At 47.3% G+C, this 21,940-nt stretch carries 4 protein-coding genes, 3 tRNA genes and 9 rRNA genes; all 16 read right to left on the minus strand.

Annotated features, from left to right (window positions below):
- Positions 1-65: 65 nt before the first annotated feature.
- The 16 genes from rrf (QV280_RS11340) to QV280_RS11415 all read right to left on the minus strand — a co-directional run bounded on the left by rrf (QV280_RS11340) (position 66) and on the right by QV280_RS11415 (position 21,797).
- A 5S ribosomal RNA gene (gene rrf, locus QV280_RS11340) occupies positions 66-181 on the minus strand.
- Positions 182-273: 92 nt separating this feature from the next.
- A 23S ribosomal RNA gene (locus tag QV280_RS11345) occupies positions 274-3,163 on the minus strand.
- 367 nt (positions 3,164-3,530) lie between these two features.
- Positions 3,531-3,606: transfer RNA gene (locus QV280_RS11350), tRNA-Ala, on the minus strand.
- Positions 3,607-3,694: 88 nt separating this feature from the next.
- Positions 3,695-3,771 (minus strand) — tRNA-Ile (locus tag QV280_RS11355).
- A 99-nt stretch (positions 3,772-3,870) separates the two neighbouring features.
- Positions 3,871-5,423: ribosomal RNA gene (locus QV280_RS11360) — 16S ribosomal RNA — on the minus strand.
- A gap of 407 nt (positions 5,424-5,830) precedes the next feature.
- Positions 5,831-5,946, minus strand: a 5S ribosomal RNA gene (gene rrf, locus QV280_RS11365).
- 129 nt (positions 5,947-6,075) lie between these two features.
- A 23S ribosomal RNA gene (locus QV280_RS11370) occupies positions 6,076-8,964 on the minus strand.
- Positions 8,965-9,377: 413 nt separating this feature from the next.
- Positions 9,378-10,930: ribosomal RNA gene (locus QV280_RS11375) — 16S ribosomal RNA — on the minus strand.
- Positions 10,931-11,335: 405 nt separating this feature from the next.
- Positions 11,336-11,451 (minus strand): 5S ribosomal RNA (rrf, locus tag QV280_RS11380).
- Positions 11,452-11,580: 129 nt separating this feature from the next.
- Positions 11,581-14,469: ribosomal RNA gene (locus tag QV280_RS11385) — 23S ribosomal RNA — on the minus strand.
- A gap of 384 nt (positions 14,470-14,853) precedes the next feature.
- A tRNA-Glu gene (locus tag QV280_RS11390) sits at positions 14,854-14,929 on the minus strand.
- Positions 14,930-14,998: 69 nt separating this feature from the next.
- A 16S ribosomal RNA gene (locus QV280_RS11395) occupies positions 14,999-16,551 on the minus strand.
- Together the 16S, 23S and 5S rRNA genes with 3 tRNA genes alongside form the textbook arrangement of a ribosomal RNA operon.
- Before the next feature lie 615 nt (positions 16,552-17,166).
- Positions 17,167-17,940, minus strand: a complete 774-nt coding sequence (locus tag QV280_RS11400) for a phosphoadenylyl-sulfate reductase (protein WP_023405213.1) — start codon at positions 17,938-17,940, stop codon at positions 17,167-17,169.
- Entirely contained in the window at positions 17,933-19,648 is a 1,716-nt protein-coding gene (gene cysI, locus QV280_RS11405) for an assimilatory sulfite reductase (NADPH) hemoprotein subunit (protein WP_023405212.1), read from the minus strand. The genes QV280_RS11400 and cysI overlap by 8 nt, the downstream gene beginning before the upstream one ends.
- Positions 19,648-21,453, minus strand: coding sequence for an assimilatory sulfite reductase (NADPH) flavoprotein subunit (locus QV280_RS11410; RefSeq protein WP_152822455.1), 1,806 nt, complete (start codon positions 21,451-21,453; stop codon positions 19,648-19,650). The genes cysI and QV280_RS11410 overlap by 1 nt, the downstream gene beginning before the upstream one ends.
- 113 nt (positions 21,454-21,566) lie before the next feature.
- Positions 21,567-21,797, minus strand: coding sequence for a hypothetical protein (locus tag QV280_RS11415; RefSeq protein WP_023405210.1), 231 nt, complete (start codon positions 21,795-21,797; stop codon positions 21,567-21,569).
- Between the last annotated feature and the right edge of the window lie 143 nt (positions 21,798-21,940).

A 21,940-nucleotide genomic window follows, 5' to 3' on the forward strand; every position in this document is an offset into this window, starting at 1 on the left:
CAAGGTCTTATAAATGCCTTATCCAGTTTTTGTCTCTAGATATAAAATCTAAAAACGTAATTAAATCCCGATAATGTCCTACTCTCACATGGGGAAACCCCACACTACCATCGGCGCTATTATGTTTCACTTCTGAGTTCGGCATGGAATCAGGTGGGTCCACAATGCTATGGTCATCGAGAAAAATTTTAAAATTTAGAAAGCTGTTATTTAAAAGTTCGTATCACACATTCAAAGTTCTACTTTGAGTCCACAAAACCCCTTGGGTGTTGTATGGTTAAGCCTCACGGGCAATTAGTACAGGTTAGCTCAATGCCTCACAGCACTTACACACCCTGCCTATCAACGTTCTAGTCTCGAACAACCCTTTAGGACACTTAAAGTGCCAGGGAAGACTCATCTCAGGGCTCGCTTCGCGCTTAGATGCTTTCAGCGCTTATCGATTCCGAACTTAGCTACCGGGCAATGCCATTGGCATGACAACCCGAACACCAGAGGTTCGTCCACTCCGGTCCTCTCGTACTAGGAGCAGCCCCCTTCAATCTTCCAACGCCCACGGCAGATAGGGACCGAACTGTCTCACGACGTTCTAAACCCAGCTCGCGTACCACTTTAAATGGCGAACAGCCATACCCTTGGGACCGACTTCAGCCCCAGGATGTGATGAGCCGACATCGAGGTGCCAAACACCGCCGTCGATATGAACTCTTGGGCGGTATCAGCCTGTTATCCCCGGAGTACCTTTTATCCGTTGAGCGATGGCCCTTCCATTCAGAACCACCGGATCACTATGACCTGCTTTCGCACCTGCTCGAATTGTCATTCTCGCAGTCAAGCGGGCTTATGCCATTGCACTAACCACACGATGTCCAACCGTGTTTAGCCCACCTTCGTGCTCCTCCGTTACTCTTTGGGAGGAGACCGCCCCAGTCAAACTACCCACCAGGCACTGTCCGCAATCCCGATTAGGGATCAACGTTAGAACATCAAGCATACAAGGGTGGTATTTCAAGATTGCCTCCACAAACACTGGCGTGCTTGCTTCAAAGGCTCCCACCTATCCTACACATGTAGGGTCAATGTTCAGTGCCAAGCTGTAGTAAAGGTTCACGGGGTCTTTCCGTCTAGCCGCGGGTACACTGCATCTTCACAGCGATTTCAATTTCACTGAGTCTCGGGTGGAGACAGCGTGGCCATCATTACGCCATTCGTGCAGGTCGGAACTTACCCGACAAGGAATTTCGCTACCTTAGGACCGTTATAGTTACGGCCGCCGTTTACCGGGGCTTCGATCAAGAGCTTCGACCTAAGTCTAACCCCATCAATTAACCTTCCGGCACCGGGCAGGCGTCACACCGTATACGTCATCTTACGATTTTGCACAGTGCTGTGTTTTTAATAAACAGTTGCAGCCACCTGGTATCTGCGACTCCTAGTAGCTCCATCCGCAAGGGACTTCACCGCCAAGAGCGTACCTTCTCCCGAAGTTACGGTACCATTTTGCCTAGTTCCTTCACCCGAGTTCTCTCAAGCGCCTTGGTATTCTCTACCCGACCACCTGTGTCGGTTTGGAGTACGATTCCTTATAATCTGAAGCTTAGAGGCTTTTCCTGGAAGCATGGCATCAATGACTTCACTGCACGTAGCAGCTCGACATCGTATCTCAGCGTTATGAAAGTCCGGATTTACCTAAACTTTCCGCCTACATACTTGAACCTGGACAACCATCGCCAGGCCCACCTAGCCTTCTCCGTCCCCCCATCGCAATTATAAGAAGTACGGGAATATTAACCCGTTTCCCATCGACTACGCCTTTCGGCCTCGCCTTAGGGGTCGACTTACCCTGCCCCGATTAACGTTGGACAGGAACCCTTGGTCTTCCGGCGTGGGGGTTTTTCACCCCCATTATCGTTACTCATGTCAGCATTCGCACTTCTGATACCTCCAGCAGCCCTTACAGACCACCTTCAACGGCTTACAGAACGCTCCCCTACCCCGCATACAAAAGTATGCAGCCGCAGCTTCGGTGTATAGCTTAGCCCCGTTACATCTTCCGCGCAGGCCGACTCGACCAGTGAGCTATTACGCTTTCTTTAAATGATGGCTGCTTCTAAGCCAACATCCTGGCTGTCTAAGCCTTCCCACATCGTTTCCCACTTAGCTATACTTTGGGACCTTAGCTGGCGGTCTGGGTTGTTTCCCTCTCCACGACGGACGTTAGCACCCGCCGTGTGTCTCCCGGATAGTACTCAATGGTATTCGGAGTTTGCAAAGGGTTGGTAAGTCGGGATGACCCCCTAGCCTTAACAGTGCTCTACCCCCATTGGTATTCGTCCGAGGCGCTACCTAAATAGCTTTCGGGGAGAACCAGCTATCTCCAGGTTTGATTGGCCTTTCACCCCTAGCCACAAGTCATCCGCTAATTTTTCAACATTAGTCGGTTCGGTCCTCCAGTTGATGTTACTCAACCTTCAACCTGCCCATGGCTAGATCACCTGGTTTCGGGTCTAATTCTAGCAACTCGACGCCCAGTTAAGACTCGGTTTCCCTACGGCTCCCCTATTCGGTTAACCTTGCTACTAAAATTAAGTCGCTGACCCATTATACAAAAGGTACGCAGTCACGCTTCGAGGCGCTCCTACTGCTTGTACGTACACGGTTTCAGGTTCTATTTCACTCCCCTCACAGGGGTTCTTTTCGCCTTTCCCTCACGGTACTGGTTCACTATCGGTCAGTCAGTAGTATTTAGCCTTGGAGGATGGTCCCCCCATGTTCAAACAGGATATCACGTGTCCCGCCTTACTCGATTTCACTTAAAACAACATGTCGACTACGGGGCTATCACCCTTTATTGCGGCACTTTCCAGAGCCTTCGTCTGTGTCATTAAAAGCTTAAGGGCTAATCCAATTTCGCTCGCCGCTACTTTCGGAATCTCGGTTGATTTCTCTTCCTCCGGGTACTTAGATGTTTCAGTTCCCCGGGTTTGCCTCATTAACCTATGTATTCAGTTAATGATACGTGCTTATGCACGTGGGTTTCCCCATTCAGAAATCCCAGACTCAAATGGTTATTACTACCTAATCTGGGCTTATCGCAAGTTATTACGTCTTTCATCGCCTCTGACTGCCAAGGCATCCACCGTGTACGCTTAGTCACTTAACCATACAACCCCAAAGGGTCTTGCTTAACGCAATACGTTTGCTACAACGTAGTATGACGTTTCCAAGGTGCGTTATCTCTTTATTATGAGCGAGATAACTATTGTTCATTTCCGCTTTAAAAAGCAGAAGCAAACATCGATTTTGCCGGACTCAAATTTGAATAACATCAGGCAATGATGTTATTCCCAAGAACACTTGAATGTGTGTTGGTACCTACATCTTAAAGATATAGGATTTGAGAACTTTTAAATTTGATAAGTAATAAATCAATTACTTATCGTCAGCTTTCCAAATTGTTAAAGAGCATGTTTATTTCCTAAAAGGAATATAACCATTTTTAAGAGTACTTAAGCAAATACGCTTAAAGATGGTGGAGCTATGCGGGATCGAACCGCAGACCTCCTGCGTGCAAGGCAGGCGCTCTCCCAGCTGAGCTATAGCCCCATCTTGGTATTTTTTCTTAGACAAGGCAGATTGTGAGGCCGTGTACATCAGTACACAACGAATAATCTAACGCAGTATAAGGAAAAATTGGTGGGTCTGAGTGGACTTGAACCACCGACCTCCCGCTTATCAGGCGAGCGCTCTAACCAGCTGAGCTACAGACCCAATTTTTCACAAAATAGCTAAAAGCTATTTCGTAAAATACTCTCTTACTTTCTAAACCATATCAATCTGTGTGGACACTCATCGTGAATAATCATCGTATAAGGAGGTGATCCAGCCCCAGGTTCCCCTAGGGCTACCTTGTTACGACTTCACCCCAGTCATGAACCACAAAGTGGTGAGCGTCCTCCCGAAGGTTAAACTACCCACTTCTTTTGCAGCCCACTCCCATGGTGTGACGGGCGGTGTGTACAAGGCCCGGGAACGTATTCACCGTAGCATTCTGATCTACGATTACTAGCGATTCCGACTTCATGGAGTCGAGTTGCAGACTCCAATCCGGACTACGACGCACTTTTTGGGATTCGCTCACCATCGCTGGTTGGCTGCCCTCTGTATGCGCCATTGTAGCACGTGTGTAGCCCTACTCGTAAGGGCCATGATGACTTGACGTCGTCCCCACCTTCCTCCGGTTTATCACCGGCAGTCTCCCTGGAGTTCCCACCATTACGTGCTGGCAAACAAGGATAAGGGTTGCGCTCGTTGCGGGACTTAACCCAACATTTCACAACACGAGCTGACGACAGCCATGCAGCACCTGTCTCAGAGTTCCCGAAGGCACCAATTCATCTCTGAAAAGTTCTCTGGATGTCAAGAGTAGGTAAGGTTCTTCGCGTTGCATCGAATTAAACCACATGCTCCACCGCTTGTGCGGGCCCCCGTCAATTCATTTGAGTTTTAATCTTGCGACCGTACTCCCCAGGCGGTCTACTTAACGCGTTAGCTCCGAAAGCCACGGCTCAAGGCCACAACCTCCAAGTAGACATCGTTTACGGCGTGGACTACCAGGGTATCTAATCCTGTTTGCTCCCCACGCTTTCGCATCTGAGTGTCAGTATCTGTCCAGGGGGCCGCCTTCGCCACTGGTATTCCTTCAGATCTCTACGCATTTCACCGCTACACCTGAAATTCTACCCCCCTCTACAGTACTCTAGCCTGCCAGTTTCAAATGCGGTTCCGAGGTTGAGCCCCGGGCTTTCACATCTGACTTAACAAACCACCTGCATGCGCTTTACGCCCAGTAATTCCGATTAACGCTCGCACCCTCCGTATTACCGCGGCTGCTGGCACGGAGTTAGCCGGTGCTTCTTCTGTCGCTAACGTCAAACGATAAAGCTATTAACTTTAACGCCTTCCTCACGACTGAAAGTACTTTACAACCCGAAGGCCTTCTTCATACACGCGGCATGGCTGCATCAGGCTTGCGCCCATTGTGCAATATTCCCCACTGCTGCCTCCCGTAGGAGTCTGGACCGTGTCTCAGTTCCAGTGTGGCTGATCATCCTCTCAGACCAGCTAGGGATCGTCGCCTTGGTGAGCCATTACCTCACCAACTAGCTAATCCCACCTGGGCATATCCTGAAGCGAGAGGCCCGAAGGTCCCCCTCTTTGGTCCGTAGACATTATGCGGTATTAGCTATCGTTTCCAATAGTTATCCCCCACATCAGGGCAATTTCCCAGGCATTACTCACCCGTCCGCCGCTCGACGCCGTTATCGTTCCCCGAAGGTTCAGATAACTCGTTTCCGCTCGACTTGCATGTGTTAGGCCTGCCGCCAGCGTTCAATCTGAGCCATGATCAAACTCTTCAATTAAAGTTTTTTTGGTCTTTCGACCGGCTCAATGAATACTGACTTCAAAACTGTTCCTTACTCGAAAGTAAGAAGTAATTTTAAAGCTATTATCGTTCCAACAGAACGATAATGAATTGACTGTGCTCTTATTGGTTTTTACTTTTAAAAAAGTAAAACAAAACAGCTCAAGGCTGAATTCCAATTTGATTTTGGTCACTCAGTTCATTGATAAATCTTTTCGATTATCATCAACGAGTGCCCACACAGATTGATAGGTTTAAATTGTTAAAGAGCGTTGCTTTCCGTGTCGTAACACGTGAGCAGGAGGCGTATATTACGCTTTCTACTTTGAAAGTCAACATAAAATTCTGAATTAAATTCAAAACCTTATGGTAACTTCTTTCATTCAGAAAGAAGTAGAAATTAAAGCCTGGCGATGTCCTACTCTCACATGGGGAAACCCCACACTACCATCGGCGCTATTGTGTTTCACTTCTGAGTTCGGCATGGAATCAGGTGGGTCCACAATGCTATGGTCGCCAAGCAAAATTTTGCTTTACTTTCAGCTTTTCAAAAAAGCTAAAGGTAAAATAATCTAGAAAGCTGTATTTAAAAGTCTCTGTTACACATTCAAAGTTCTTACTTTGAGTCCACAAAACCCCTTGGGTGTTGTATGGTTAAGCCTCACGGGCAATTAGTACAGGTTAGCTCAATGCCTCACAGCACTTACACACCCTGCCTATCAACGTTCTAGTCTCGAACAACCCTTTAGGACACTTAAAGTGCCAGGGAAGACTCATCTCAGGGCTCGCTTCGCGCTTAGATGCTTTCAGCGCTTATCGATTCCGAACTTAGCTACCGGGCAATGCCATTGGCATGACAACCCGAACACCAGAGGTTCGTCCACTCCGGTCCTCTCGTACTAGGAGCAGCCCCCTTCAATCTTCCAACGCCCACGGCAGATAGGGACCGAACTGTCTCACGACGTTCTAAACCCAGCTCGCGTACCACTTTAAATGGCGAACAGCCATACCCTTGGGACCGACTTCAGCCCCAGGATGTGATGAGCCGACATCGAGGTGCCAAACACCGCCGTCGATATGAACTCTTGGGCGGTATCAGCCTGTTATCCCCGGAGTACCTTTTATCCGTTGAGCGATGGCCCTTCCATTCAGAACCACCGGATCACTATGACCTGCTTTCGCACCTGCTCGAATTGTCATTCTCGCAGTCAAGCGGGCTTATGCCATTGCACTAACCACACGATGTCCAACCGTGTTTAGCCCACCTTCGTGCTCCTCCGTTACTCTTTGGGAGGAGACCGCCCCAGTCAAACTACCCACCAGGCACTGTCCGCAATCCCGATTAGGGACCAACGTTAGAACATCAAGCATACAAGGGTGGTATTTCAAGATTGCCTCCACAAATACTGGCGTACTTGTTTCAAAGGCTCCCACCTATCCTACACATGTAGGGTCAATGTTCAGTGCCAAGCTGTAGTAAAGGTTCACGGGGTCTTTCCGTCTAGCCGCGGGTACACTGCATCTTCACAGCGATTTCAATTTCACTGAGTCTCGGGTGGAGACAGCGTGGCCATCATTACGCCATTCGTGCAGGTCGGAACTTACCCGACAAGGAATTTCGCTACCTTAGGACCGTTATAGTTACGGCCGCCGTTTACCGGGGCTTCGATCAAGAGCTTCGACCTAAGTCTAACCCCATCAATTAACCTTCCGGCACCGGGCAGGCGTCACACCGTATACGTCATCTTACGATTTTGCACAGTGCTGTGTTTTTAATAAACAGTTGCAGCCACCTGGTATCTGCGACTCCTAGTAGCTCCATCCGCAAGGGACTTCACCGCCAAGAGCGTACCTTCTCCCGAAGTTACGGTACCATTTTGCCTAGTTCCTTCACCCGAGTTCTCTCAAGCGCCTTGGTATTCTCTACCCGACCACCTGTGTCGGTTTGGAGTACGATTCCTTATAATCTGAAGCTTAGAGGCTTTTCCTGGAAGCATGGCATCAATGACTTCACTGCACGTAGCAGCTCGACATCGTATCTCAGCGTTAAGAAAGTCCGGATTTACCTAAACTTTCCGCCTACATACTTGAACCTGGACAACCATCGCCAGGCCCACCTAGCCTTCTCCGTCCCCCCATCGCAATTATAAGAAGTACGGGAATATTAACCCGTTTCCCATCGACTACGCCTTTCGGCCTCGCCTTAGGGGTCGACTTACCCTGCCCCGATTAACGTTGGACAGGAACCCTTGGTCTTCCGGCGTGGGGGTTTTTCACCCCCATTATCGTTACTCATGTCAGCATTCGCACTTCTGATACCTCCAGCAGCCCTTACAGACCACCTTCAACGGCTTACAGAACGCTCCCCTACCCCGCATACAAAGTGTGCAGCCGCAGCTTCGGTGTATAGCTTAGCCCCGTTACATCTTCCGCGCAGGCCGACTCGACCAGTGAGCTATTACGCTTTCTTTAAATGATGGCTGCTTCTAAGCCAACATCCTGGCTGTCTAAGCCTTCCCACATCGTTTCCCACTTAGCTATACTTTGGGACCTTAGCTGGCGGTCTGGGTTGTTTCCCTCTCCACGACGGACGTTAGCACCCGCCGTGTGTCTCCCGGATAGTACTCAATGGTATTCGGAGTTTGCAAAGGGTTGGTAAGTCGGGATGACCCCCTAGCCTTAACAGTGCTCTACCCCCATTGGTATTCGTCCGAGGCGCTACCTAAATAGCTTTCGGGGAGAACCAGCTATCTCCAGGTTTGATTGGCCTTTCACCCCTAGCCACAAGTCATCCGCTAATTTTTCAACATTAGTCGGTTCGGTCCTCCAGTTGATGTTACTCAACCTTCAACCTGCCCATGGCTAGATCACCTGGTTTCGGGTCTAATTCTAGCAACTCGACGCCCAGTTAAGACTCGGTTTCCCTACGGCTCCCCTATACGGTTAACCTTGCTACTAAAATTAAGTCGCTGACCCATTATACAAAAGGTACGCAGTCACGCTCTAAGGCGCTCCTACTGCTTGTACGTACACGGTTTCAGGTTCTATTTCACTCCCCTCACAGGGGTTCTTTTCGCCTTTCCCTCACGGTACTGGTTCACTATCGGTCAGTCAGTAGTATTTAGCCTTGGAGGATGGTCCCCCCATGTTCAAACAGGATATCACGTGTCCCGCCTTACTCGATTTCACTTAAAACAACATGTCGACTACGGGGCTATCACCCTTTATTGCGGCACTTTCCAGAGCCTTCGTCTGTGTCATTAAAAGCTTAAGGGCTAATCCAATTTCGCTCGCCGCTACTTTCGGAATCTCGGTTGATTTCTCTTCCTCCGGGTACTTAGATGTTTCAGTTCCCCGGGTTTGCCTCATTAACCTATGTATTCAGTTAATGATACGTGCTTATGCACGTGGGTTTCCCCATTCAGAAATCCCAGACTCAAATGGTTATTACTACCTAATCTGGGCTTATCGCAAGTTATTACGTCTTTCATCGCCTCTGACTGCCAAGGCATCCACCGTGTACGCTTAGTCACTTAACCATACAACCCCAAAGGGTCTTGCTTAACGCAATACGTTTGCTACAACGTAGTATGACGTTTCCAAGGTGCGTTATCTCTTTATTATGAGCGAGATAACTATTGTTTATTTCCGCTTTAAAAAGCAGAAGCAAACATCGATTTTGCCGGACTCAAATTTGAATGCATTCTGGCAAGAATACATTCCCAAGAACACTTGAATGTGTGTTGGTACCTACATCTTAAAGATATAGGATTTGAGAACTTTTAAATTTGATAAGTAATAAATCAATTACTTATCGTCAGCTTTCCAAATTGTTAAAGAGCATAAAGCAAAAAGCTTTAATCAATAACCGAAGTCATTAATTAAAGCTCTAGTACTTTAACTAAAATAAACCATCAATCTGTGTGGACACTCATCGTGAGTAATCATCGTATAAGGAGGTGATCCAGCCCCAGGTTCCCCTAGGGCTACCTTGTTACGACTTCACCCCAGTCATGAACCACAAAGTGGTGAGCGTCCTCCCGAAGGTTAAACTACCCACTTCTTTTGCAGCCCACTCCCATGGTGTGACGGGCGGTGTGTACAAGGCCCGGGAACGTATTCACCGTAGCATTCTGATCTACGATTACTAGCGATTCCGACTTCATGGAGTCGAGTTGCAGACTCCAATCCGGACTACGACGCACTTTTTGGGATTCGCTCACCATCGCTGGTTGGCCGCCCTCTGTATGCGCCATTGTAGCACGTGTGTAGCCCTACTCGTAAGGGCCATGATGACTTGACGTCGTCCCCACCTTCCTCCGGTTTATCACCGGCAGTCTCCCTGGAGTTCCCACCATTACGTGCTGGCAAACAAGGATAAGGGTTGCGCTCGTTGCGGGACTTAACCCAACATTTCACAACACGAGCTGACGACAGCCATGCAGCACCTGTCTCAGAGTTCCCGAAGGCACCAATTCATCTCTGAAAAGTTCTCTGGATGTCAAGAGTAGGTAAGGTTCTTCGCGTTGCATCGAATTAAACCACATGCTCCACCGCTTGTGCGGGCCCCCGTCAATTCATTTGAGTTTTAATCTTGCGACCGTACTCCCCAGGCGGTCTACTTAACGCGTTAGCTCCGAAAGCCACGGCTCAAGGCCACAACCTCCAAGTAGACATCGTTTACGGCGTGGACTACCAGGGTATCTAATCCTGTTTGCTCCCCACGCTTTCGCATCTGAGTGTCAGTATCTGTCCAGGGGGCCGCCTTCGCCACTGGTATTCCTTCAGATCTCTACGCATTTCACCGCTACACCTGAAATTCTACCCCCCTCTACAGTACTCTAGCCTGCCAGTTTCAAATGCGGTTCCGAGGTTGAGCCCCGGGCTTTCACATCTGACTTAACAAACCACCTGCATGCGCTTTACGCCCAGTAATTCCGATTAACGCTCGCACCCTCCGTATTACCGCGGCTGCTGGCACGGAGTTAGCCGGTGCTTCTTCTGTCGCTAACGTCAAACGATAAAGCTATTAACTTTAACGCCTTCCTCACGACTGAAAGTACTTTACAACCCGAAGGCCTTCTTCATACACGCGGCATGGCTGCATCAGGCTTGCGCCCATTGTGCAATATTCCCCACTGCTGCCTCCCGTAGGAGTCTGGACCGTGTCTCAGTTCCAGTGTGGCTGATCATCCTCTCAGACCAGCTAGGGATCGTCGCCTTGGTGAGCCATTACCTCACCAACTAGCTAATCCCACCTGGGCATATCCTGAAGCGAGAGGCCCGAAGGTCCCCCTCTTTGGTCCGTAGACGTTATGCGGTATTAGCTATCGTTTCCAATAGTTATCCCCCACATCAGGGCAATTTCCCAGGCATTACTCACCCGTCCGCCGCTCGACGCCGTTATCGTTCCCCGAAGGTTCAGATAACTCGTTTCCGCTCGACTTGCATGTGTTAGGCCTGCCGCCAGCGTTCAATCTGAGCCATGATCAAACTCTTCAATTAAAGTTTTTTTGTTCCTAAGAACGGCTCAATGAATACTGACTTCAAAACTCTTTCTTTATAAATAAAGAAGTAATTTTAAAGCTATTATCGTTCCAACAGAACGATAATGAATTGACTGTGCTCTTATTGGTTTTCACTTTTGAAAAAGTAAAACAAAACAGCTCAAGGCTGAATTCCAATTTGATTTTGGTCACTCAGTTCATTGATAAATCTTTTCGATTATCATCAACGAGTGCCCACACAGATTGATAGGTTTAAATTGTTAAAGAGCGTTGCTTTCCGTGTCGTAACACGTGAGCAGGAGGCGTATATTACGCTTTCTACTTTGAAAGTCAACATAAAATTCTGAATTAAATTCAAAACCTTATGGTAACTTCTTTCATTCAGAAAGAAGTAGAAATTAAAGCCTGGCGATGTCCTACTCTCACATGGGGAAACCCCACACTACCATCGGCGCTATTGTGTTTCACTTCTGAGTTCGGCATGGAATCAGGTGGGTCCACAATGCTATGGTCGCCAAGCAAAATTTTGCTTTACTTTCAGCTTTTCAAAAAAGCTAAAGGTAAAATAATCTAGAAAGCTGTATTTAAAAGTCTCTGTTACACATTCAAAGTTCTTACTTTGAGTCCACAAAACCCCTTGGGTGTTGTATGGTTAAGCCTCACGGGCAATTAGTACAGGTTAGCTCAATGCCTCACAGCACTTACACACCCTGCCTATCAACGTTCTAGTCTCGAACAACCCTTTAGGACACTTAAAGTGCCAGGGAAGACTCATCTCAGGGCTCGCTTCGCGCTTAGATGCTTTCAGCGCTTATCGATTCCGAACTTAGCTACCGGGCAATGCCATTGGCATGACAACCCGAACACCAGAGGTTCGTCCACTCCGGTCCTCTCGTACTAGGAGCAGCCCCCTTCAATCTTCCAACGCCCACGGCAGATAGGGACCGAACTGTCTCACGACGTTCTAAACCCAGCTCGCGTACCACTTTAAATGGCGAACAGCCATACCCTTGGGACCGACTTCAGCCCCAGGATGTGATGAGCCGACATCGAGGTGCCAAACACCGCCGTCGATATGAACTCTTGGGCGGTATCAGCCTGTTATCCCCGGAGTACCTTTTATCCGTTGAGCGATGGCCCTTCCATTCAGAACCACCGGATCACTATGACCTGCTTTCGCACCTGCTCGAATTGTCATTCTCGCAGTCAAGCGGGCTTATGCCATTGCACTAACCACACGATGTCCAACCGTGTTTAGCCCACCTTCGTGCTCCTCCGTTACTCTTTGGGAGGAGACCGCCCCAGTCAAACTACCCACCAGGCACTGTCCGCAATCCCGATTAGGGACCAACGTTAGAACATCAAGCATACAAGGGTGGTATTTCAAGATTGCCTCCACAAACACTGGCGTGCTTGCTTCAAAGGCTCCCACCTATCCTACACATGTAGGGTCAATGTTCAGTGCCAAGCTGTAGTAAAGGTTCACGGGGTCTTTCCGTCTAGCCGCGGGTACACTGCATCTTCACAGCGATTTCAATTTCACTGAGTCTCGGGTGGAGACAGCGTGGCCATCATTACGCCATTCGTGCAGGTCGGAACTTACCCGACAAGGAATTTCGCTACCTTAGGACCGTTATAGTTACGGCCGCCGTTTACCGGGGCTTCGATCAAGAGCTTCGACCTAAGTCTAACCCCATCAATTAACCTTCCGGCACCGGGCAGGCGTCACACCGTATACGTCATCTTACGATTTTGCACAGTGCTGTGTTTTTAATAAACAGTTGCAGCCACCTGGTATCTGCGACTCCTAGTAGCTCCATCCGCAAGGGACTTCACCGCCAAGAGCGTACCTTCTCCCGAAGTTACGGTACCATTTTGCCTAGTTCCTTCACCCGAGTTCTCTCAAGCGCCTTGGTATTCTCTACCCGACCACCTGTGTCGGTTTGGAGTACGATTCCTTATAATCTGAAGCTTAGAGGCTTTTCCTGGAAGCATGGCATCAATGACTTCACTGCACGTAGCAGCTCGACATCGTATCTCAGCGTTAAAAAAGTCCGGATTTACCTAAACTTTCCGCCTACATACTTGAACCTGGACAACCATCGCCAGGCCCACCTAGCCTTCTCCGTCCCCCCATCGCAATTATAAGAAGTACGGGAATATTAACCCGTTTCCCATCGACTACGCCTTTCGGCCTCGCCTTAGGGGTCGACTTACCCTGCCCCGATTAACGTTGGACAGGAACCCTTGGTCTTCCGGCGTGGGGGTTTTTCACCCCCATTATCGTTACTCATGTCAGCATTCGCACTTCTGATACCTCCAGCAGCCCTTACAGACCACCTTCAACGGCTTACAGAACGCTCCCCTACCCCGCACACAAAGTGTGCAGCCGCAGCTTCGGTGTATAGCTTAGCCCCGTTACATCTTCCGCGCAGGCCGACTCGACCAGTGAGCTATTACGCTTTCTTTAAATGATGGCTGCTTCTAAGCCAACATCCTGGCTGTCTAAGCCTTCCCACATCGTTTCCCACTTAGCTATACTTTGGGACCTTAGCTGGCGGTCTGGGTTGTTTCCCTCTCCACGACGGACGTTAGCACCCGCCGTGTGTCTCCCGGATAGTACTCAATGGTATTCGGAGTTTGCAAAGGGTTGGTAAGTCGGGATGACCCCCTAGCCTTAACAGTGCTCTACCCCCATTGGTATTCGTCCGAGGCGCTACCTAAATAGCTTTCGGGGAGAACCAGCTATCTCCAGGTTTGATTGGCCTTTCACCCCTAGCCACAAGTCATCCGCTAATTTTTCAACATTAGTCGGTTCGGTCCTCCAGTTGATGTTACTCAACCTTCAACCTGCCCATGGCTAGATCACCTGGTTTCGGGTCTAATTCTAGCAACTCGACGCCCAGTTAAGACTCGGTTTCCCTACGGCTCCCCTATACGGTTAACCTTGCTACTAAAATTAAGTCGCTGACCCATTATACAAAAGGTACGCAGTCACGCTCTAAGGCGCTCCTACTGCTTGTACGTACACGGTTTCAGGTTCTATTTCACTCCCCTCACAGGGGTTCTTTTCGCCTTTCCCTCACGGTACTGGTTCACTATCGGTCAGTCAGTAGTATTTAGCCTTGGAGGATGGTCCCCCCATGTTCAAACAGGATATCACGTGTCCCGCCTTACTCGATTTCACTTAAAACAACATGTCGACTACGGGGCTATCACCCTTTATTGCGGCACTTTCCAGAGCCTTCGTCTGTGTCATTAAAAGCTTAAGGGCTAATCCAATTTCGCTCGCCGCTACTTTCGGAATCTCGGTTGATTTCTCTTCCTCCGGGTACTTAGATGTTTCAGTTCCCCGGGTTTGCCTCATTAACCTATGTATTCAGTTAATGATACGTGCTTATGCACGTGGGTTTCCCCATTCAGAAATCCCAGACTCAAATGGTTATTACTACCTAATCTGGGCTTATCGCAAGTTATTACGTCTTTCATCGCCTCTGACTGCCAAGGCATCCACCGTGTACGCTTAGTCACTTAACCATACAACCCCAAAGGGTCTTGCTTACGCAATACGTTTGCTACAACGTAGTATGACGTTTCCAAGGTGCGTTATCTCTTTATTATGAGCGAGATAACTATTGTTCATTTCCGCTTTAAAAAGCAGAAGCAAACATCGATTTTGCCGGACTCAAATTTGAATAACATCAGGCAATGATGCTATTCCCAAGAACACTTGAATGTGTGTTGGTACCTACATCATAAAGATATAGGATTTGAGAACTTTTAAATTTGATAAGTAATAAATCAATTACTTATCGTCAGCTTTCCAAATTGTTAAAGAGCATGAATTTACTATCTATAAAGACAGTGAAACCATTTTTAAAAACACTTAACTCTTCGTTTAAGAAGAAATGCGCTTAAAGATGGTATCCCGTAGGGGAGTCGAACCCCTGTTACCGCCGTGAAAGGGCGGTGTCCTAGGCCTCTAGACGAACGGGACATAGGAATAACTCTCAACTTTCTAAACCATATCAATCTGTGTGGACACTCATCGTGAATAATCATCGTATAAGGAGGTGATCCAGCCCCAGGTTCCCCTAGGGCTACCTTGTTACGACTTCACCCCAGTCATGAACCACAAAGTGGTGAGCGTCCTCCCGAAGGTTAAACTACCCACTTCTTTTGCAGCCCACTCCCATGGTGTGACGGGCGGTGTGTACAAGGCCCGGGAACGTATTCACCGTAGCATTCTGATCTACGATTACTAGCGATTCCGACTTCATGGAGTCGAGTTGCAGACTCCAATCCGGACTACGACGCACTTTTTGGGATTCGCTCACCATCGCTGGTTGGCTGCCCTCTGTATGCGCCATTGTAGCACGTGTGTAGCCCTACTCGTAAGGGCCATGATGACTTGACGTCGTCCCCACCTTCCTCCGGTTTATCACCGGCAGTCTCCCTGGAGTTCCCACCATTACGTGCTGGCAAACAAGGATAAGGGTTGCGCTCGTTGCGGGACTTAACCCAACATTTCACAACACGAGCTGACGACAGCCATGCAGCACCTGTCTCAGAGTTCCCGAAGGCACCAATTCATCTCTGAAAAGTTCTCTGGATGTCAAGAGTAGGTAAGGTTCTTCGCGTTGCATCGAATTAAACCACATGCTCCACCGCTTGTGCGGGCCCCCGTCAATTCATTTGAGTTTTAATCTTGCGACCGTACTCCCCAGGCGGTCTACTTAACGCGTTAGCTCCGAAAGCCACGGCTCAAGGCCACAACCTCCAAGTAGACATCGTTTACGGCGTGGACTACCAGGGTATCTAATCCTGTTTGCTCCCCACGCTTTCGCATCTGAGTGTCAGTATCTGTCCAGGGGGCCGCCTTCGCCACTGGTATTCCTTCAGATCTCTACGCATTTCACCGCTACACCTGAAATTCTACCCCCCTCTACAGTACTCTAGCCTGCCAGTTTCAAATGCGGTTCCGAGGTTGAGCCCCGGGCTTTCACATCTGACTTAACAAACCACCTGCATGCGCTTTACGCCCAGTAATTCCGATTAACGCTCGCACCCTCCGTATTACCGCGGCTGCTGGCACGGAGTTAGCCGGTGCTTCTTCTGTCGCTAACGTCAAACGATAAAGCTATTAACTTTAACGCCTTCCTCACGACTGAAAGTACTTTACAACCCGAAGGCCTTCTTCATACACGCGGCATGGCTGCATCAGGCTTGCGCCCATTGTGCAATATTCCCCACTGCTGCCTCCCGTAGGAGTCTGGACCGTGTCTCAGTTCCAGTGTGGCTGATCATCCTCTCAGACCAGCTAGGGATCGTCGCCTTGGTGAGCCATTACCTCACCAACTAGCTAATCCCACCTGGGCATATCCTGAAGCGAGAGGCCCGAAGGTCCCCCTCTTTGGTCCGTAGACGTTATGCGGTATTAGCTATCGTTTCCAATAGTTATCCCCCACATCAGGGCAATTTCCCAGGCATTACTCACCCGTCCGCCGCTCGACGCCGTTATCGTTCCCCGAAGGTTCAGACAACTCGTTTCCGCTCGACTTGCATGTGTTAGGCCTGCCGCCAGCGTTCAATCTGAGCCATGATCAAACTCTTCAATTAAAGTTTTTTTGTTCCTAAGAACGGCTCAATGAATACTGACTTCAAAACTCTTTCTTTATAAATAAAGAAGTAATTTTAAAGCTATTATCGTTCCAACAGAACGATAATGAATTGACTGTGCCAATGATTAAAAATCATTGTATTGGTCACTCAGTTCATTGATAAATCTTTTCGATTATCATCAACGAGTGCCCACACAGATTGATAGGTTTAAATTGTTAAAGAGCGTTGCTTTGCGACGCTTCCTTTTGTGAGGAAGCTCTCAAAGCGGACGGCCATTCTAGCGATTTGAACCTCAGTGTCAAACACTTTTTTGAATTTATTTTCGAATCGAACTTAAACTCAAATGGTTCGGCTAGTTAGCCTACTGATTCACTGCGAAGCGTTGTGCGCTCTACCGTGTCAGTGAGGCGCATTATAGAGATGCTCAGCTTATTGGCAAGGCTTTTTTTCAATAAATATAATAAAAAAAGCCTTTCGTTCATTTTTTGAGTGAAACGCTTATTTATCTATTTTTACCCCCTACTTAGGTACAGGTTATCCACAGACTTATCCTTAAAACCCAAAAAACCGCCTAATTTGGCGGTTTTTGAATTTACTTTATATAAGGAAGAATTAGATCCCTGAGCCGTCAGATTCTCCATTATCTTCATGAAGACCACATTCTCTCTTCAAACCAAAGAAGCGAGTATCTTGTTCTTTCATGCCTTCTTGGTATTTTTCAGTGGTATGTACATCGCCAATAGAAACGTATCCCTGAGCTTTAAGTGGGTGCTGAGGTAATTGATGTTCTTCTATATAGCTATTTACTTGCTCACTCGTCCAATCAACGATTGGTAAAAACTTAAATACGCCATTTTGAATAGATAGCACTGGCAACCCACCACGTGAATCGGACTGACTTCTTCTTAGGCCAGAAAACCAAGTACCCACTTCCAACTCTGATAGCGCCCTATGCATTGGCTCTACTTTGTTAAGTTTATTGTATTGGGTTATCCCCTCTACACCTTTAGTCCATAGTTGACCAAATCGAGCTTCTTGCCATGCAGAACTTAATGGGCTGCTATATACCTTTAGGTTTAAGCTCAATAATTCAGTCAGCTCATCAATAAACTGATACGTTTCTGGAAATAGATAACCGGTATCAGTCAAAATCACAGGGATATTCGGTTGCTGTCTAGAAACTAAGTGCAGCATCACGGCCGCTTGTGCGCCAAAACTTGAGGAAAGAGCGAAGCTTCCTTGTAAGTTTTCTAGCGCCCAAGCAATTCTTTGTTCAGCTGAAAGATCTTCTAGATCGGCATTCAGTTTTGCCAACTCAAGAGTTTGCTGCACCTTATTTAGGTTCACTATTTCTTTTAAGTTTAATTTCTGTGTCAGTTCAAGCATGGAAATCCCTCTTCGATACTATGACTTCTTTTACGATGCCATCACGAATGACAAAGTCCCCAAATGCTTCATCAGCTAAACGCTCTGCAGCCCATCGTTCCACCAGCGAATCGATGTCTTGTAGAATTTGTGCGGAACTGATGTTCTCTTTATATAGCTTAGGTACTCGTGTACCGGCTTTATTACCGCCAAGGTACAAGTTATATCTGTCTGGTGCTTTACCGACTAAACCGATTTCAGCCAACATTGCTCGGCCACAGCCATTAGGACAACCCGTTACTCGTAAGATAATGCTTTCATCATCACTGATTGAATGCTTTTTCAATATGCCTTCAACATCAGTCACAAATTGAGGAAGGAAGCGTTCTGCTTCTGCCATTGCTAATGGACAGGTTGGGAATGCTACACAGGCCATTGAATCTTGACGCTGTTTAGAGGTTGTTGGATCAAGCAAGCCATGCTCGAACGCTATCTTTTCAATCTTCTGTTTATCTTTTAACGGTACACCTGCCACGATGAGGTTCTGATTTGCTGTCATACGTAAATCGCCAGTGTGGATTTTGGCAATTTCAGCAACACCTGTTTTCAGTGGTTTACCTGGGTAATCTAATAAGCGGCCGTTTTCAATAAACAGCGTTAAGTGATGCTTACCGTCTATACCTTCTAACCAACCAAACTTATCGCCACGGTTAGTCAGTTGATAAGGTTTGATCGGCTCAAAGCTTACGCCTGAGCGTTTCTCAACTTCTTGTTTGAACACATCAATGCCAACGCGATCTAATGTGTATTTGGTTTTTGCATTTTTACGATTTGAGCGATTACCCCAATCACGTTGAGTCGTGACTACGGCAGCGGCAATATCTAATGTGTTCTCTAGAGAGATATAACCAAACTCATCCGCTTTACGTGGGTAAGTTGAGTTATCACCATGAGTCATGGCCAGTCCACCACCCACTAACACATTAAAGCCAACTAACTTGCCGTCTTTTGCTACTGCGACAAAGTTAAGATCGTTCGCGTGTAAGTCAACATCGTTGTCTGGCGGTACAACGACTGTTGTTTTAAATTTACGTGGCAGATAGTTGCTACCTAAGATTGGTTCTTCGTCTGTAGTCTCAAGCTTCTCACCGTCTAACCATATTTCAGCATAAGCTCTGGTTTTTGGCAGTAGGTGCTCACTGATCTTAGTGGCCCACTCATACGCTTGCTGATGCAATTCAGACTCAACAGGATTACTACTACATAGCACGTTACGGTTTACGTCCCCCGCTGTGGCAATAGAATCAATACCAATTGAATTTAGAGTTTGGTGCATCAACTTAATGTTTGGCTTCAATACTCCATGAAACTGGAATGTTTGACGCGTAGTAAGACGGATGCTGCCATAGAGCGAACTTTCAGTTGCAAACTTGTCGATAGCGAGCCATTGCTTAGGAGTAATCACTCCCCCAGGCATACGTGCACGCAGCATCACATTATGCAGTGGTTCCAATTTTTGCTTAGCACGCTCATTGCGGATATCTCTATCGTCTTGCTGATACATGCCGTGAAAACGGATTAACTGAAAATTGTCCGCGTCGAACCCACCGGTAATCTCATTTTTGAGGTCGTTGGTAATGGTACCGCGCAAAAAGTTACTTTCTCGTTTTAATCTTTCATTATCAGAAAGTGGGCCCAACTCGTTGCCCAACACTGCTTGCTTTTCCATTAGTACACGTCCCTTTGGTATCTTTTCTGTTTACGAAGGTCTTTTAGCCATTCTTCTGCACTTTCTACGTCTAGCCCACCTTGCTGTTGTGCAATTTCAAGTAAGGTTGCTTGTACATCTTTAGCCATTCTTTCTGCGTCACCACATACATAGAGGTAAGCGCCATCTTGCAGCCATTGCCATACTTGCTGTGCATTTTGTTTTAGCTTGTCTTGCACATAGACTTTATTGGCACCGTCGCGGCTAAAGGCGACATCCAACTGGCTCAATAGGCCATCTTTTAGGTAACGTTGGAATTCAACTTGGTATAAGAAGTCTTGAGCAAAGGTGCGGTCACCGAATACTAACCAGTTTTTACCTTCTGCTTCTCTAGAGTCTCGCTCTTGTAAGAAACTTCTAAACGGTGCAATACCCGTTCCAGGGCCAATCATAATAACGGGCGCATTATCATCGGTTGGCAGTTTGAAGTTATTGTTGTGTTCAATGAACACTTTTACTTCTTCACCCTCTTCCAGACCATTGGATAAGAAACCAGAAGCGCCACCAATTCTTTGACCTTTACTTGTTTCGTACTCCACCACACCGACAGTTAGGTGTACTTCTTCATCCACTTCAGATTGAGCTGATGAGATTGAATATAAGCGAGGAGTTAAACGTCGCAGCATAGCAGTTAGCTCAGTTGCGGTTAGCTTGGCTTTCTTCTCTGAAATAACGTCAATGATCTGAGTTTTCGCGGCGTATTCTCTTAGCTTGTTTTTGTCTTCCACAAGCTTAAGCAGTTTCTTGCTCGCTGACTTCTCGGCGTATTGAGTAATAAATTGCGGATTAGATGAAGTCACTTCAAACTGTTCAATCAGCGCTTGCTGTAATGAAGTTGGTTTACCGTCTACCTCGATAGACTCATCTTTATCTAAACCAACCGCGGCAATGATTGAATCCACCAGCTGTGCATCGTTTTTATACCAAACCCCTAATGCATCACCCGGTTGATAGGTAATGCCTGATTCTTCTAGATCGATTTCGATATGACGAACGTCTTTCGTTGAATCGCGGCCAGTGATTTTTTGGTTGGTCAGTAAGGTCGCGGTATATGGTGATTGCTTAGTGTATTCAGAAGCACTGTTAGAAAGTGGCAATTGAACAACGCCATTACTCGCTTCTACATTAGATTCTTTAAATAGCTCACCGATAGTGCTCAGTGCTTGAGACTGCCAGTTCGCCACAGGTGATTCGTAATCCACATCACAGTCGATTCGTTCTAGGAAAGGCGTTGCCCCTAACTTACTCAGAGCAGCATCAAAATCCTTACCCGTTTGGCAGAAGAATTCGTAGCTAGAGTCACCAAGTCCGACAACCGCGTATTGCAGTTTGTCCAGTTTTGGCGCTTTTTTAGAATTGAGGTAGTCATAAAACTCTATCGCATTGTCAGGAACTTCACCTTCACCATTGGTAGAGGCAACGACAATTAAATGCGTTTCGTTTTTCAGGTTCTTAAGTTTGTAATCAGCCGCATCATAAAGTTTAGCTTCGAAACCTTCTGCCACTACTTTGGCGTGCAGTTGTTTGGCGACGCCTTTGGCATTCCCAGTTTGAGAAGCAAAGATGATCGTCAACTGTGAAGGTGTTCCTACTGCAACTTGCGTCTCTGGAACAGAAGCAACAGCATGATTTTGACTAATACCGTAGAAATAGCCACTAACCCAAGCCAACTGTTGTGGCGATAGTTCGGAGGCAGCTTGTTTTAATTGGTTTGCTTGATTATCACTAAGTGGGGAAGCAAAGCCGGAAAGATCCTTGAGCAACATGGTCACGTTTTCCCTGTATATTACATGACCACTAGATTACCTACTATTTGTAATAGCAATAAAGAATAAAGGGGTATGTTTAATAATAAAAAGGAATGAAAAAACCATTTCGCCTATAGGGATTCAATTCTTACTTGGCTAAAACCCACTGCCATTGCGCTTTTTGAGGCTGAATCTAAGTCGTTGTAATAGCGTTGTTCGCCTTGCGGATCAGTAAGCGCAAGCATACCGCCGTGGCTGTCTCGAAACTCTACAACCCACTGCCCATCTAGGTCTGCTTGTTCCACAATAGCTTCCACCAAGCGCTCAGAGCGATATAACACACGAAGTTCATTGATTGTCATATAAAAGCTTGCTCCTGTTTTCTTCTATTAAGAATGGACCAAACTGCTAAAAATGCGAATTGAGAAGAGCTATCAATTAGAAAACAAAAGAGCATAAAAAAACCAGCCTTTTATAAGAGACTGGTTTATATATCGATCAAATA

This window comes from Vibrio sp. B1Z05 (assembly GCF_052955985.1).

Coding starts and splice junctions, on each gene's coding strand:
- QV280_RS11400 (WP_023405213.1), bottom strand. CDS start 17,940: ATGCTTGAACTGACACAGAAATTAAACTTAAAAGAAATAGTGAACCTA.
- cysI (WP_023405212.1), bottom strand. CDS start 19,648: ATGGAAAAGCAAGCAGTGTTGGGCAACGAGTTGGGCCCACTTTCTGAT.
- QV280_RS11410 (WP_152822455.1), bottom strand. CDS start 21,453: ATGTTGCTCAAGGATCTTTCCGGCTTTGCTTCCCCACTTAGTGATAAT.
- QV280_RS11415 (WP_023405210.1), bottom strand. CDS start 21,797: ATGACAATCAATGAACTTCGTGTGTTATATCGCTCTGAGCGCTTGGTG.